Annotated in this window: 14 protein-coding genes; all 14 read left to right on the top strand. The window is 48.6% G+C overall.

What is annotated here, in order from left to right; genetic code table 11:
- Positions 1-48: 48 nt before the first annotated feature.
- The 14 genes from ACFQNG_RS10300 to ACFQNG_RS10235 all read left to right on the top strand — a co-directional run bounded on the left by ACFQNG_RS10300 (position 49) and on the right by ACFQNG_RS10235 (position 14,867).
- Positions 49-1,098 carry a BMP family lipoprotein gene (locus ACFQNG_RS10300; RefSeq protein ID WP_379864842.1) on the top strand — a complete coding sequence of 350 codons (1,050 nt, stop codon included), beginning with the start codon at positions 49-51 and terminating at the stop codon, positions 1,096-1,098.
- A gap of 212 nt (positions 1,099-1,310) precedes the next feature.
- On the top strand, positions 1,311-2,609 hold the full coding sequence (yfmF, locus tag ACFQNG_RS10295; RefSeq protein WP_379864841.1) for an EF-P 5-aminopentanol modification-associated protein YfmF: 1,299 nt from the start codon (positions 1,311-1,313) through the stop codon (positions 2,607-2,609).
- Positions 2,596-3,891 carry an EF-P 5-aminopentanol modification-associated protein YfmH gene (yfmH, locus tag ACFQNG_RS10290; protein WP_379864840.1) on the top strand — a complete coding sequence of 432 codons (1,296 nt, stop codon included), beginning with the start codon at positions 2,596-2,598 and terminating at the stop codon, positions 3,889-3,891. The genes yfmF and yfmH overlap by 14 nt, the downstream gene beginning before the upstream one ends.
- Positions 3,892-3,941: 50 nt before the next feature.
- Positions 3,942-4,694: an elongation factor P 5-aminopentanone reductase gene (gene ymfI / locus ACFQNG_RS10285; protein ID WP_379864839.1), complete on the top strand. Its 753-nt coding sequence runs from the start codon at positions 3,942-3,944 to the stop codon at positions 4,692-4,694.
- A gap of 77 nt (positions 4,695-4,771) precedes the next feature.
- Positions 4,772-5,023, top strand: a complete 252-nt coding sequence (locus ACFQNG_RS10280; RefSeq protein WP_379864838.1) for a DUF3243 domain-containing protein — start codon at positions 4,772-4,774, stop codon at positions 5,021-5,023.
- Between the two features lie 173 nt (positions 5,024-5,196).
- On the top strand, positions 5,197-5,961 hold the full coding sequence (locus ACFQNG_RS10275) for a DUF3388 domain-containing protein (protein WP_379864837.1): 765 nt from the start codon (positions 5,197-5,199) through the stop codon (positions 5,959-5,961).
- Between the two features lie 21 nt (positions 5,962-5,982).
- Positions 5,983-7,224 carry a helix-turn-helix domain-containing protein gene (locus ACFQNG_RS10270; RefSeq protein WP_379864836.1) on the top strand — a complete coding sequence of 414 codons (1,242 nt, stop codon included), beginning with the start codon at positions 5,983-5,985 and terminating at the stop codon, positions 7,222-7,224.
- Positions 7,225-7,250: 26 nt separating this feature from the next.
- Complete coding sequence (locus tag ACFQNG_RS10265; RefSeq protein ID WP_379864835.1) at positions 7,251-8,102, top strand: helix-turn-helix domain-containing protein; 852 nt, start codon at positions 7,251-7,253, stop codon at positions 8,100-8,102.
- Positions 8,103-8,712: 610 nt separating this feature from the next.
- Entirely contained in the window at positions 8,713-10,149 is a 1,437-nt protein-coding gene (locus tag ACFQNG_RS10260; protein ID WP_379864834.1) for a helix-turn-helix domain-containing protein, read from the top strand.
- Positions 10,150-10,265: 116 nt separating this feature from the next.
- Positions 10,266-11,165 carry a helix-turn-helix domain-containing protein gene (locus ACFQNG_RS10255; RefSeq protein WP_379864833.1) on the top strand — a complete coding sequence of 300 codons (900 nt, stop codon included), beginning with the start codon at positions 10,266-10,268 and terminating at the stop codon, positions 11,163-11,165.
- A gap of 2 nt (positions 11,166-11,167) precedes the next feature.
- Positions 11,168-11,371 carry a hypothetical protein gene (locus ACFQNG_RS10250; protein ID WP_379864832.1) on the top strand — a complete coding sequence of 68 codons (204 nt, stop codon included), beginning with the start codon at positions 11,168-11,170 and terminating at the stop codon, positions 11,369-11,371.
- A 38-nt stretch (positions 11,372-11,409) separates the two neighbouring features.
- Positions 11,410-11,994 carry a CDP-diacylglycerol--glycerol-3-phosphate 3-phosphatidyltransferase gene (gene pgsA, locus ACFQNG_RS10245; protein ID WP_379864831.1) on the top strand — a complete coding sequence of 195 codons (585 nt, stop codon included), beginning with the start codon at positions 11,410-11,412 and terminating at the stop codon, positions 11,992-11,994.
- 39 nt (positions 11,995-12,033) lie between these two features.
- The gene (locus ACFQNG_RS10240) at positions 12,034-13,287 is read left to right on the top strand and encodes a competence/damage-inducible protein A (RefSeq protein ID WP_379864830.1); all 1,254 of its coding nucleotides are present in this window, start codon (positions 12,034-12,036) and stop codon (positions 13,285-13,287) included.
- Positions 13,284-14,867 carry a DEAD/DEAH box helicase gene (locus ACFQNG_RS10235; protein ID WP_379864829.1) on the top strand — a complete coding sequence of 528 codons (1,584 nt, stop codon included), beginning with the start codon at positions 13,284-13,286 and terminating at the stop codon, positions 14,865-14,867. Before ACFQNG_RS10240 ends, ACFQNG_RS10235 begins: the two co-directional genes overlap by 4 nt.
- Positions 14,868-15,003 lie beyond the last annotated feature (136 nt).

The following is a 15,003-nucleotide window of genomic DNA, read 5'->3' as shown; positions in this document are numbered from 1 at the left end:
ACGGGTTCATACTAAAGCCATCGACATCATGCATAAAGGAGGAATATCATGAGACGGATAGGCTGGATTTCTCTGGTATTGTCATGTTGCTTACTTTTTCTTTCCGCCTGTGCCACCGCTGGAGGGGGCGATCGAAAACAAGGAGCCAACGGCAAGGACGATTTCTCCGCCGGAATGGTGACGGACACCGGAGGCTTAAATGATGAATCGTTTAACCAAACCACTTATGAGGGGTTAAAACGAGCGCAAAAAGAGCTGGGAATTGACATCAAGGCGCTGGAATCAAAGCGGGATGAGGATTATGTGCCCAACTTGACCAAGTTTGCGCGCGAGGGGCGGGATATGGTTTGGGGCGTAGGCTTTAAATTTGACAAAGCCATTTCCGATGTGGCGAATCAGTTTCAAAATGTGCAGTTTGGCATTGTGGACAGCGACTTGGGAGGGAAAATCCCCAAAAACGTCACCGCCGTTACCTTTAAAGAAGAAGAAGGCTCTTTTTTAATGGGAGTGATTGCCGGATTAACCACCAAAACCAACAAAGTCGGATTTATCGGCGGCATCAGTTCCCCGCTGATCAAAAAGTTTGAGGTGGGATACCGCGCTGGCGTCTTAACGGTAAATCCCAAGGCGAAAGTGCAAGTGGCTTATGCGGAGAGTTTCAATGATGTGACCAAAGGCCGTTCGTTAGCCAAAGCCATGTATGATGGCGGAGCCGACATAATCTACCATGCTGCTGGCGGTGTGGGAAAAGGCTTGTTTGATGAAGTGAAATCGCGCAAAAAAGGAAAATACTGGGCGATTGGCGTGGATATGGACCAAAGCCGCTTGGCGCCGGACCATACGCTAAGTTCGATGATCAAAAAAGTGGACGTTGCCGTCTATAATGTGATGAAAGCGCAACAGCAGAAAAAACACCAAGCCGGCAAAGTGTTGCAATTTGGTTTGAAAGAAAACGGGGTTGGCTATGCCGAAACCACAAAGAGACACGTCAAACCGGATGTGTTAAAGCGCGTGGATGAATACAAACGGAAAATCGCCAATAAAGAATTGGTTGTTCCCACATCGGAAGCTGATCTGCACCAATTCATAAAAAGCTGAGCAAAACCGCCTGGCTACTGTGAAACAAGTAGTTGGGCGGTTTCTGGATTGTTGAAAGAGAAAAAGGGAGCCATCGGGTATGGATGGGTGAATAAATTAGGATACTAGCAATGAAGGCGTGATATGTCCAAAAAAGTGGTTATCGTTTCCATCTGATGGGAATTAGTCTATAATGATAATACATCGGCACAATTTAAAGGAGAGGTGTCAACGTGGCCAATACCCGTTTTGAAACCGTTTCAATTGGAAATGTTCAAGTACATGTTTGTTCAAGCACCAAGTTTAAAACGACCACGTTCGTAGCTTATATTGGGCAAGAGTTAAATGCTGATACCGTTACCAAAACCGCCTTGTTGCCAGCCGTGCTGCAGCGGGGAACGCAATCGACCCCGAGTACGATTGAATTAAAGCGGAAGCTGGACGACTTGTATGGAGCCATCTTGTTTGGAGATGTGTTTAAGCGGGGAGAACGCCATCTGATGGAGTTTGGCTTGGAAATCGCCAATGAGCAATATTTGCAAGACAAGCCGGCGCTCTTGGAAGAAGGTCTTTCCTTTTTGACGGAAGTGTTGTTTGCCCCAGTTACGGAAGGGAATGGCTTTAAAGCTTCCTATGTGGAGGCGGAAAAGAAAAACTTGAAGCAGAAGATTGAAAGCTTGCAGGATGATAAGATTCGCTATGCGGCTCAGCGCATGGTGGAAGAGATGTGCAAAAACGAGCCATTTGCTTTGTTTAACCATGGTCGGTTAGAGGATTTGGAACAAATTGAGCCGACCCGTCTTTATACATATTATCAAGAAGTGATGAACACCTGTCCCATCGATCTCTACTGTGTGGGCAATGTTTCAATCGATCAGGTTGTCCGTTTGTTGAGCGACCGCTTGGCTCCCTATGCAACCGGAAAACGCAAAGAGATTCCTTTAGCTTCAGTGACCCATGAAGTCAAAGAAGAAAAAGTGGTCGTCGACCGGCTCAATGTAAAGCAGGGGAAATTGAATATCGGTTGTCGTACACAAACGGAGATCACCTCGGACGACTATCCCGCACTGGTCGTCTACAACGGCATTTTGGGAGGTTTTCCACACTCCAAGCTTTTCCGCAATGTGCGGGAAAAAGCCAGTTTGGCGTACTACTGTTCCTCCCGGCTGGAAAGTTACAAAGGTTTGTTGATGATCCAATCGGGGATTGAGATCGCCAACTACCAGCAGGCTGTCGACATCATCAAAGAACAGTTGGAAGCGATGCGCCAAGGACAGATTGAGACTCAAGAATTGGAACAGACCAAGGCGACATTGGCCAATTCCTACAAAGAGCAACAGGATCGCTCGTATGACTTAATCAACTTCCATTACCAATCGGTGTTGGTGGGGCGGGAGAGAACACTGGAACAGATGTTGGAAGCTATTGAGCGCGTAAGCAAAGATGACATTGTCCGGGTGGCGCAAAAGGTGCAACTAGACACGATCTATTTCCTGCGTGATCAGGAGGGGAATGCGGATGCAAAAAATTGAGTTTGCTCAAATCCAAGAGACGCTTTACTATGAGAGATTAAATAATGGTTTGGATGTCTACATCCTGCCAAAGGAAGACTTCAGCAAGACATACGCCACCTTTACGACAAAATACGGGTCGATCGACAACACCTTCCAAGTGCCCGGCAAGGAGAAGGTTTCCGTTCCCGACGGAATTGCGCATTTTTTGGAGCACAAAATGTTTGAGCAGCCTTCCGGTGAAGATGTGTTCCAAGAGTTCTCGCGCCAAGGGGCCTCGGCCAACGCGTTTACGAGCTTTACCAGAACGGCGTATCTCTTTTCCTGCACTGATCATGTGGAGAAAAATTTGACGACCTTGATTGACTTCGTGCAAACTCCCTACTTCACCGATGAGAATGTGGAGAAGGAAAAAGGGATTATCGGGCAAGAAATTCGCATGTATGATGACAATCCCGATTGGCGCTCTTACTTTGGCTTGATTGAAGCGATGTACCAAAAACACCCGGTCAAGATCGACATCGCTGGCACAATTGAGTCCATATCGCAAATTACCAAGGAATTGTTGTACACCTGTTACGAAACCTTTTACCATCCAAGCAATATGCTGTTATTCGTCGTCGGAGCGGTTGACCCGGAGCGAACCATGACGCTGATCAGAGAAAATCAGGCAGGCAAACAGTTTGAACAGCAAGCGGAAATCGCCCGTTTTTTTGAAGACGAACCAGATGCGGTGGCCCAGCCGCTGAATGAAATGAAATTGAGTGTGGGCATTTCCAAATGCTTGTTTGGCTTTAAGGAAGGAAAAGATTGGTCGCAAGTGGAAGGGGAAGCTTCGCTCAAGCAGGAGTTGGCGACGCAAATCGTGCTGGAGGCGCTGATCGGCCCCGCAACCGAGTTGTATCAGTCCCTCTATGATGAAGGCTTAATCGATGACAACTTCGGTTTTGACTATACATTGGAACTCGGGTTTGGTTTCTCCATGATGGGTGGGGACACCCCCAACCCTGATCGGTTGTTGGAGCGGATTAAGCAAGAATTGCCGCAAGCGATTGAAAAAGGGATTCCGCAAGAGACATTTGATCGGATTCGCAAGAAGAAAATCGGCAGCAATTTGCGCTTTCTCAACTCACCCGAATGGATTGCCAACCAATTTACCAGCTATCAGTTTAAAGGCGTGGACTTATTCCGCATTATACCGATGCTGGAAGAGTTGACATTGGATGACGTCAATCGGCGGATGAAAGAACATGTGGATTGGTCACGCTTTGCCGTGTCGCTGGTGCGACCATCTGGGCAGTAATCATTTGCGTCCTTTGATAAGGACGCCTTTTTTATGGGGAGGCGGTAAGGATGGAAGAGAAGCTAAAAGGACAAGTGGCTTGGATATCCGGGGCGAGCGGAGGGATTGGCGCGGCTGTCGCCACTGCTTTGGCCGAAGCGGGAGCCGAGGTGGCTGTTGGGTATCATCAGGCCGAAGCCAAGGCGATGCAAGTGGTGGAGCGTTGCCGATCATACGGAAGAAAAGCCCAAGCAGTTCAGTTCGATGTATCAGAGCGAAGTTCGGTGGAACGGGCTTATCAGGCAGTCACTTCCCAATTGGGGGCGCCGACGATTCTCGTACATGCGGCGGGGCAAGGCATGTTCGGTTTTTTTCAAGATTTTACCGAAAGACAGTATGATCAAATGATGGATGTGCATGTGCGCGGATGCTTCCATCTGACACAAGTGGCGCTCCCGCATATGCTTAACTTGAAGCAGGGAAGAATCGTGGTGATCTCTTCGATTTGGGGACAGACCGGAGGGGCACTGGAAGTGCTTTATTCAGCTGCCAAGGGAGCGCAAATCAGCATGGTCAAAGCACTAGCCAAAGAGTTGGCCCGTTCGGGGATCACCGTCAACGCGGTTGCCCCTGGCGCCATTCAAACGGCGATGTTGGATGCGCAATTGTCCAGCCACGAACAAGCGGAATTGGCTGATGAGATTCCGATGGGGAGGCTGGGGACACCGAAAGAGGTGGCCGGTGCAGTGGTTTATCTCTGCTCTGTGGATGCCGGGTATGTAACGGGCCAAATACTGGGGATCAATGGTGGCTGGTTGACTTGAGCATAAAAAATACGATTTTGTCTCATATTATACTTAGAGCGCTGAAAACTGCTGAAGATGATGGAGGAGGGAAAAGCATGACTGTCTTGGAAAATTTCGACCAATGGAAAGAGTTCTTGTCCAATCGTGTACATCAAGCGGAGAAGCTCGGGATGGATCGCGAAACGATCACCGACTTGGCCTACCAAATCGGTGACTATCTGGCTAAAGATGTGGATCCGCAAAACGTGCAAGAGCGTCTGTTGGCGGACTTATGGAGCGTTGCCAATGAAGAAGAGCAACGTACCATGGCTAATTTGATGGTAAAATTAGTTGATTCAAATAAGTGATAAGTAATATTGTTCAACGAAAATAAAACACCCGCCCAAAATGGGTGTTTTATTTTTATAACTAGATGATTTATTTATTTTTAAATCTACCTTCTTCATTTTGGATTATGCTATACTAAAAAACATATGAATCCCTTCTGAAAGTAAGCGTGAAGGTGTAGAGGGGTGTTGTAATGAGTTCACAGGAATGGTATTTGGAATACCAAATTCATAAAAACCGACCGGGGCTGTTAGGGGATATTGCATCTTTGTTGGGTATGCTATCCATAAATATATTGACAATTAACGGCGTCGAAAATAGTCGTCGCGGAATGCTTTTGCGAACAGAAGAACAACAAAAGATCGATGCGTTAAGACAAATTCTTCTTGGTGTTGACAATATCACGATCACCGCGCTGCGCCCGCCTAAATTGGTAGACCGGATGGCCATACGGCATGGGCGGTATCTGGACCGATGCATCGAAGATAAGCGGACTTACCGTTTCACGAGAGATGAATTGGGATTACTCGTTGATTTTATGGCAGAGCTGTTCAAAAAAAAAGGTCACCAACTGATCGGGGTTCGGGGAATGCCACGCGTGGGAAAGACGGAATCAATTGTGGCCTCCAGCGTCTGTGCGAACAAACGATGGACGTTTGTTTCCTCCACCTTGTTAAAGCAAACCGTTCGCAGCCAGTTGGCGCAAGACGAGTTGTCGGAAAACCATGTCTATATTATTGATGGCATTGTGTCCACTCGCAGATCGACGGAGCGCCATGACCTGCTGGTCAGGGATATTTTGCGGATGCAGGCAACCAAGGTGATCGAGCATCCCGACATTTTTGTTAAAGAGACAGAATATACGCTTGATGATTTTAACACGATCATTGAGCTTAGAAATCATCCTGATGAACTGATTACGTATGACATAATGGATCAAGGCTTGGAAGGATTTTAACGAAAGTTTGGAGGGGATTTGATGGCCGGGATTGGAGCTTATTTGCGGCAAGCCAGAGAGCGACAGGGATATACTCTCGAGCAAATGAACAGTCTTACGAATATTCATACAGAATATTTGAACGCATTAGAAAACGATCGCTTTGACCAATTGCCAAGTCCGTTTTATGCGAAAGCGTTTTTGCGTACGTATGCGAAGTGTCTAGGTTTGGATGCGCGGCCTTTGTTGGAGTACTTTGACAAAACGGTACAAGGGAAGCCTTCCGCGACCGAATCGATGACACAACCAACCATTCAACCGACAACCCAACCTGTTACACAACCGCGTGCAACGTTTGCGTCCAACAAACCGAGTCAGACGAAGCCTGAACCGGCTCCGCTGCCAAAGAGTCAACCACTGCGTCAATCGCAGCCGCAACCGTTAACCCGGAAGACACAACCGTTGGAACAGCCAACCGTTCGCGCAACCATGCCAGCGCAGCAACCTTTGCCACCAGCGATGCGCACGCCGCAAACACCATTGCAACCAAAGACAATACAGCCAAAGGCGATGACACCATCGTTGCCACAACCAATGGCGCCTCAGGCGCCAGCGCCCATGTCGTTGCCACCATCACAACCACAACAACCAGCACCATCGTTGGAAATGACGCAGACTCTGCGCCCCACCCTACCCGATTTGCAGCAGACGATGCAACAACCCTTGGCGCCGCGCCGAGTCGCTTTGGAGAGCAAGCTGGCTAGAGAAAATGGCGATGGTATTGACAACAAGAAACAAATGCCGAATTGGGTTTTGCCTGTTGCTGTTGGCGCCTTATTGCTAATAGGTGGGACTGTCTATTTTACCATGTTTCAACAGACATCCGCCCCGGTGGACGGGAAGCCGAGCAAGCAAGTGGAAGATTCCATCGATAATAGCGTAAGAGCGGATGGCCAAAATATCGTTTTCTTGGAAGAGGGCGGCACTTCGGACAATCAGTTGGAAGGACAATTGTATTATGTTCGGAATGCCGATAAGTTGGAAGTGAAATTGAAAGGAAAAGATGGCGAATCGACAGTGAGCTTTGCTCCGACGGCGAAAGATACCCCGCAAGAATTTACTTTGAAGGTCGGGGAAGAAAAATCCTTAGAGATCGGTAACCAGACGCAAGTGTGGTTCCGTTTGGGGACTCCATCCAATGTGGAAGTGCTCGTAAACGGGCAGAAAATCAATACGGCGGCACAAGATACAGAGAAGAGTTACCGTGTCCAATTGAAGAAATGATGAAGTAGTTGGCAGGAGGGATCAGCTTGTCTAATGAAATTGGTTATCGATTACGACAAGCACGTGAATCTTTAGGGCTTTCGCTTGAAGATGTGGAAGCGACCACACGCATCCGGAAAAAATATCTGATTGCTTTGGAACAAGGGGATTTCAGCCAGTTTCCAAGCCCAGTGTATGTGCGTTCATATATTCGCACATACGCCATCACAGTTGGGGAAAATCCGCAACTGTTGCTGCAGTACTATCAACCAACCCAATCATCGGCCAGCACTAGATTTATGAAGCAACGGACGCAACAACAACCGGCTGTGCGAGAGCAACCGATGGGCCAAGCGTCCGTTCAGGCGGCACCAGGGCAATCCGGCCACCGTAATCGCCTGTCACAAACCCAGTCCATGCGCCCGGTGACCGCGGAACCGGATCAGCTTAGGGAACAATCAACTTCCGTGCGTCAAGGAAGGACCCATTCACGGCGCCCGCAGATGCCGCCGGACGTGCCGGCGCCGGAGGAATTGGGAATCAAATCGGCACCCATCGAAGCGCCTGTGCGTTCGCGGCGGAGCGTGACTCCGCCACCGCAACCGGAATGGAAAAGAGAAGTGAAACGGGAGAAGAAAAAGAAAACCTCTACTTTCGGCAAAATATACACAGGCCTATTAATTGCGGGCACGGTGCTGTTGGTAATCGCGATTGCTTTATTCATGTGGTATCGTGCTGAAAACGCCGCACATCTAAAGAAAAAGGAAGCTCCCGTCACAGTTAAACAAAATCAGGTGGATAAGGCGGAGAACCCCCCCGTGTTGGGCAAAGCGCGTTTATCCGTCTTAACCACATCGCCGACGGGCCCAGATCGGTATGAACTGGTTAATGCCGTTTAGCTGGATTTGAAAATAGCCTGGTTAAAAGGATCGGGAAGCCGATTTGAAATAAGGGAACAAGAGATTGGCGATCCCCTTGACCATGGTGAAGTCACGGCGGATAATAAAGAATTTACCCAGTCATACCCGACTGGGGTTTGGATCAAATTGTTGCAACCTAATAAAGTTTCTGTAAATATCAATGGGTTTTCTGTTAGGACCGATGACTACGATGAAGAAAAAGATATATACATATCCCTTCTGAAATAAAGCTCTCTAATCATAGAGAGCTTTTTTGACACGTGAAAGAGGTCGTGGTATGCTTGAATCAAATTGCCAACAACCATCTTATGTGTTTTTCTATAAATCTACTGAGAATGGTTATTGATTTTGATAAACAACTTCTGTTACTCTGAAAAGTATGGGTTAGTAGTAGTGATAGTTTTATACGCATGGTATTGCAAAACGTATCTGCACAAACCGAGAGATGGATGTTCTATGCCTAAAACGGAATACATTTGCTTTGTTTAAACGAACCTGCAGATACATCAGAAGTATATCCATAATTTTAGGTGAAAACAAATTGAAGGTTGGATAATGTTTATTGACAGCCTTTCAGGAGGTGGCTGGGGTGTCTGTCGAAATTGGCTCATATCTTCGACAAGCCCGCGAAGCAATTGGTCTATCCCTCGATCAATTACAAGAAAAGACGAAAATCCAAAAATCCTTTTTGATTGCAATCGAAAATGGCGAGTTTGATAAATTGCCTAGTCCATTCTATGTAAGAACCTATCTTCGCTCATACGCCAATTGCGTAAAAATTGAACCTCATCATATTTTGAGACAATATCGCAAAATTGAGCAGGCTGAACGTTTTAATACCACTGTTCATAAAGCGATAACAGAAAATGACTTAGCGCAAACCCAAATCAATCCATTAGCCGGGCAGCTAACGGGAAGAATGCCAACCATAAATCAAGCGACGGGCGTTCATAAACCTGTAGGACAAGAGACGAATTCATTCCGTCTGCCATCAATCAACCAAAAACCTGGTCAATCGCGCATCAATACACAAACCGCTTTGACCGCTCCCCGCACGGAGAGCGATAAAGTGCGCCGGGACAAAGAACTTGCGCGCAGGGATGCGGGTTATCAACAAACGACGGGTATGCTGAAGGGAATCCCGCAACAGCGCCAAGAGATGGAGAAGACGGTCCCGGGGGTTAGTCAAGCGACATTTAATCAGCCGAAGGTCACCGCGCCGCAAGTGGTCGAGGAAAACATGGCAAAACAAGAGACAGCGGCCACTCAAGCCTTGCCTTCCCGACGCACGCGGGATAACCAAAAGGTAAGTCCAGTGGCCACAGGGCCGACCAGCATGTTGTCACGGACGGCCAAGATGAAAAAAGTGGATGTGGGTTCCACCAATACATTACCGCCTGTGCGTGAGCCGTTTGGTCATGAACAGGAGCATGATGACCTGAATAATCAGCAAACGGTGCAAATGTCTTCGCTGTCCAGAAGTGCTGTCAAAAACAGGAAGTCGAAGAAGGCGGCCAAGACGAGTCGCAAGAAACCCAAGCGTTCCGTGATCATTGCGGCGGCCGGTTTGGCCCTGTGCATTCCGATTGCCTGGGGAGTGGCGTCCTTTGTGGGAGACGATGGAAAGGATATGAACAAAGATCCAAACAATGCAGGCGGTGGACAAAACGTCACAAAGCCAGCACCGACACCAGAGCCAACACCCGCACCGGCGAAGACCGGCACGCTTAAATTCATCAGCAGCGGAAAGACAACAGACCATTATCGGGTGAGCGGAACCGAAGCGCAGATCGAGGTGGAGGCTACCGGCGAGTTGGGGCTCGACCTCCGCTACAAAGCTGACGGTACCCCTTTTAAAGACGTGAGACTGTCCGTTGGAGAGCCGTTCACTTACAAACATGAATTTGCGAAGAGTCCCGACATCTATATCTATCTCAACAATCCGGCCAACGCCAAAGTCACCGTCAATGGCGAGCCGGTGCAAAAATCGGTAACATTTATTCATCTTAAACAGGATAGCCAATGACAAAAAAGCAAGCCTAACCGCACGTGGGCTTGCTTTTTTGACGAATCTTTCCCGTGTAGGCTATACTGTAGAAGTTAATTCTGTTCAATCATGTTTATAGGAGGTACATAGGTGAAATGCCTAATCCCTTTACACAACTGAGAGCAGTTAGGGAAAATCAAGAATTGAGCGTGTCGGATGTGGCGGAGTTGACCCAAATAGAGCCACACTATATAGAAGCACTTGAAAGCGCAGAATTTTCAAATTTACCCGATCCGATTTATGTAAGGGGATTTATCCGGGCGTATGCCCGCGTCTTAAATGTGGCTCCCAATCCTTTGCTAAGTTACTATAAGAAGTGGGAAGAAGAAAATCAACCGCCGTCGATGGAGACATCCATTGAAGTCGGAAGCGCCGGCCCAGATGCCTCTATGAGCAGAAGAACACGCTCGAGACAGAAACTGGATAAAAAGCGCAAAGCGGGTTGGACCGTCGCGCTCAAAGAGCTGCCACAGCGTCTGCTTTCCCAAGGGAACAAATGGGTGATTGCGATCGCCGTGGCCGTGGTGGTCGTTGGCGCGGCTGCGATCACCTGGACGGTGCTGAATGGGAATGAAGAAGCGAAAGTCGTTTCCGCGGACTCGGAAACGAAAGCGAATGAATCAACTTCCCCCACGGCGAATAACCGTCCCAAAGTGACTTTGGCCGAAACCTCAGACAGTTATCAATATGGCGATATCTATCAAATCGAAAACGCTGATAAAGTGCTGGTCAAAATCACCGCCAAAAAACCGACCGATATCCGTGTGCGTGCCGGCGGGCCCAAAGGGGAAGCGCTGTTTGACAAGAAGCTGGGCGGGAACCAGACGGTGACATTCAGCCACGACAAATGGTTGTCCGTGCGTTTGGATAACCCCGATCAAGTGTTATTATTTGCCAATGGCGTGATGATTGATACATCAGCGCAAAAAGAAGTGTCGCTTTACCAATTGCGCATGGCTGGCGTAGCGGATGAAGACCAACCTGCGCAGGAATAGGCGTGCAAAAAGAGCAGGGGGAGCTTGGACACCCTGCTCTTTTTGACACCGCCCAGCGGTTGGTTTATACTTACGAAAGAATTACACAAGGAAAGGTTTGGCCTGAGGGAGCGCAAAGCGGTGCCGATCAAGCTAACCCTCTAAAAAAAGTTGCCTCTCCATCTAACCAAATTAACGATTCTTGGTTAAGATGGTACTATAAATAAATTGAGTTAATCTGTCATAGCCAGGGAGGTTGGTTAAGGTGAACCTAGCCAACAAAATTACGCTGGCCCGTATTTTCTTAGTACCAGTCGTGATGCTTTTTTTGTTGGTCCGCTTTGATATTGGCTACGTCCGGGTGGGAAGCGTTACTTTGACATTGAGTGAAATTATCGCCACCTTCATTTTTATTTTGGCTGCAATTACCGATGGGTTGGATGGGTATCTTGCTCGCAAAAACAAAATGGTGACCAATTTGGGCAAGTTTTTGGATCCATTGGCGGATAAATTGCTGATTACGGCGGCACTGATTTCACTTGTGGAAATGCAACGCTTGGAAGCGTGGATCGCGATTGTCATCATCAGTCGCGAGTTTGCCATCACGGGTTTGAGATTGATTGCGGTGGCTGAAGGAGTGGTCATCGCCGCCAGTCCGTTAGGAAAGCTGAAAACGATTATTCAGATTGTCGCCATTGTGGCGTTGATGCTGAATAATGTGCCGTTTTCTACGATCGCTTTTCCGTTTTCTGAGATAGTGACGTGGCTAGCGGTTATCGTGACAGTGATTTCGGGACTTGATTATTTCTACAAAAATAGAAAAATTGTCTCGATGACCCATTTGCAATAAGCGAAATGCAAGAGAGTTAGGGTAGAGAGGAACGATTGCATGCGCGCGGAAGTGATTACGGTCGGTTCGGAACTGCTTTTGGGTGAAACGGTAGATACGCATTCCGCTTATCTTTCTCGCGAATGCTTTTCCCTTGGGGTGGAAGTGGTTTTTCACACATCCGTGGGCGACGAGCAAGCGCGACTTATGGAAACCATTGAACGAGCACATGGGCGCTCTCAATTGGTTTTTCTCTGTGGTGGACTCGGCCCCACACTCGATGATTTGACAAAGGAAACGCTGTCGGCGTTTTTGCGGATCCCATTAATTCAAGACCCTGTTGTGGTGAAACATCTGGAACGTTATTTTCAAGGGCGTTCGCAAAATATCCCATCCAATAATTACAAGCAAACCTATGTTTTTGAAGGTGGCGTTGTGTTTCATAATGCAAATGGGACGGCTCCCGGCTTGGCTGTTTCCAAGGAAGATGTAACCTATGTGCTCCTTCCCGGTCCGCCGCGTGAATTGATTCCCATGTTTGAACAGCAGGTTCGCCCCTTTATCTTGGCTACCTTCTCCGGTGGGCAAGCCATGGTTTCCGAGGCGTTATCCTTTTTTGGGATTGGTGAATCACTGTTGGAAGAGACATGCAAAGATTTGATTCAAGCTTATGACAATCCCATCATTGCTACATATGCGAAAGAAGCAGGTGTGACCCTGCGGTTGACTGCTCGGGCTGCGACCGAGTTAGAAGCGCGAGAGTTAATCGCTCCAATAAAAAGAGAAGTGCTGAAGAGAGCAGGAGATTATTGTTATAGTGAGCAAGAGGAACCGCTAGAGGAAGTGGTTATGCGCGCATTGATCCAACATGGGAAAACCATAGCGGTTGCCGAGAGTTGTACGGGAGGATTGCTGTCGCACCTGTTTACCTCGATGGCCGGCAGCAGCCAGGCGTTTATGGGAGGGGTCGTTTCATACTCCGGCTTTAGCAAGGAAAAAGTGGTTGGTGTGCCTGAAGAAGTGCTAAAGCGATATGGAACGGTCAGTGCCCAAACGGCGGAGGCATTGGCTGAGCAAGTGCAGACACGGTTCGCATCCGATTTTGCGCTCAGTGTAACGGGGATCGCCGGACCAGATGAGGCAGAAGGCAAGCCGGTTGGACTCGTCTTCATCGGGTTTAAGGAAGCGTCGAAGCCGGTCCGTGTCTATCGATTGCAACTCCGGGGCTCACGTAGACGTATCCAATTGCAAGCGGCGAAACAAGCTTGTTTTATTCTTCAGCAACGCTTAAAGAAAGGTGAAACAACACGATGAGTCGTTTTGACCAATTTGCATTAAGTCAAGAAATTTTAAAAGGCATTCAAGATATTGGTTTTGAAGAGGCCTCCCCGATCCAAGCGGAATGCATTCCGGCTGTGTTGCGCGGGGAAGATGTGATTGGGCAAGCCCAGACGGGAACAGGGAAGACGGCGGCCTTTGGCATACCGGTACTGGAGCGGATCGACACCAGCCAGCAAGCGGTGCAAGCGATTATTTTGGCGCCCACCCGTGAACTGGCGATCCAAGTGTCTGAAGAGTTGCGCCGGATCGGTAGGCCCAAGCGGGTAAAGACGTTGCCAATCTATGGCGGGCAGGCCATCGGCAGACAGATTAAAGCATTACAACAAGGAGTTCATATTGTGATCGGCACGCCCGGTCGTTTGCTCGACCATCTCCGTCGCGGAACGATTGACACGTCCAGTGTGGAGATCATGGTTTTGGATGAAGCGGATGAAATGCTGGATATGGGCTTCATCGATGATATTGAAGCGGTATTCCAATTCTTGCCCAAGCAGCGGCAACTTTTATTGTTCTCCGCGACGATGCCTATGACCATCCGTCAATTGGCGCAAAAATATATGCGGAAGCCTAAGTATATTACGGTGAATCGTGGGGAAGTGACGGTCCCGGTCATCAAACAAGTGTATTACCGTGTGTTGGAAAATCATAAAATTGACGCGTTGTGCCGGATTTTGGATAGCGAGGAAGTGGACCTGGCCATTGTGTTCTGCCGCACCAAAAAAGGGGTGGATGAACTGACGGATGCACTTCAGGCAAGAGGCTATCTCGCAGGCGGATTGCATGGGGATTTGGCGCAACAACAGCGCGACCGTGTGATGGGCGCGTTCCGCCAGGGAGAAGTCGAATTGCTGATTGCGACCGATGTCGCTGCGCGCGGGATCGATGTCGGCAGCGTTTCCCATGTGATCAATTTTGACATTCCGCAAGATGTCGAAAGCTATGTGCATCGGATTGGCCGGACGGGCCGCGCCGGGCGCAAAGGGTTTGCCCTTACTTTGGTGACCCCGAGGGAGATGAAGCAACTCCGCACGATCGAGCAGGAGACAGGCGTAAAGTTGCGGGCGCGGGAGTTGCCGAGCTTGGAAGAAGTGGCCGCGAAGCAACAACAGAGCTGGATGGGACAAATCGAAGAAATCGTTCAATCGGATGCGGACCTCTCCTTGTTTGAAGAGATGGTGGGGCTGATGAATGAGAAGTTCTCCGCCGAAAAAGTGGCTGCAGCAGCCATGTACTTGGCGTTCTCGGAACGGTTTGTGAAAAATATCGATGCGACTTATCACTTTGGTGAAACGGGAGCTTCGCCCGGCATGGTGCGGTTCTTCATCAATGTGGGCCGCAATGCCAACCTGAATCCGCAAGAGTTGGCCAAAGCGATTGCTGAACATGCGGGGATTGCCCTGCGGCAAGTAGGAAAGATCAATATTTATGATCGTTTCTCTTTTGTTGAAGTGCCGGAAGATGTGGCCCCATTCGTTTACGAAGCGTTGCGTCAATCCAAAATCAACGGGGCCCGTGTCAATATGGAACCGGCAAGGCCGCGCAATAAATCATAATGTAAGCCAGAACGGCTCCGGATGTGTACCGGGAGCCGTTTTTCCATTCGCGGTGTTTTCATCCATTCTCTACAAAAACAAAACGGAACCCATGAATTGTTCCGGGTTCATGGGTTCCGCGCATCCAAACTTGATG

This window comes from Laceyella putida, from assembly GCF_042665195.1.
GTDB classification, from domain to species: domain Bacteria; phylum Bacillota; class Bacilli; order Thermoactinomycetales; family Thermoactinomycetaceae; genus Laceyella; species Laceyella putida.
The sequence above is the reverse complement of the archived record's forward strand: the minus strand, read 5'-3'. Positions and strand labels throughout refer to the sequence as shown.

Bases quoted from the DNA above. Each gene is read 5' to 3' on its own strand.
- ACFQNG_RS10300 (WP_379864842.1), top strand. From the start codon at position 49: ATGAGACGGATAGGCTGGATTTCTCTGGTATTGTCATGTTGCTTACTT.
- ACFQNG_RS10235 (WP_379864829.1), top strand. From the start codon at position 13,284: ATGAGTCGTTTTGACCAATTTGCATTAAGTCAAGAAATTTTAAAAGGC.
- ACFQNG_RS10240 (WP_379864830.1), top strand. From the start codon at position 12,034: ATGCGCGCGGAAGTGATTACGGTCGGTTCGGAACTGCTTTTGGGTGAA.
- ACFQNG_RS10275 (WP_379864837.1), top strand. From the start codon at position 5,197: ATGAGTTCACAGGAATGGTATTTGGAATACCAAATTCATAAAAACCGA.
- yfmH (WP_379864840.1), top strand. From the start codon at position 2,596: ATGCAAAAAATTGAGTTTGCTCAAATCCAAGAGACGCTTTACTATGAG.
- ymfI (WP_379864839.1), top strand. From the start codon at position 3,942: ATGGAAGAGAAGCTAAAAGGACAAGTGGCTTGGATATCCGGGGCGAGC.
- ACFQNG_RS10270 (WP_379864836.1), top strand. From the start codon at position 5,983: ATGGCCGGGATTGGAGCTTATTTGCGGCAAGCCAGAGAGCGACAGGGA.
- ACFQNG_RS10255 (WP_379864833.1), top strand. From the start codon at position 10,266: ATGCCTAATCCCTTTACACAACTGAGAGCAGTTAGGGAAAATCAAGAA.
- ACFQNG_RS10280 (WP_379864838.1), top strand. From the start codon at position 4,772: ATGACTGTCTTGGAAAATTTCGACCAATGGAAAGAGTTCTTGTCCAAT.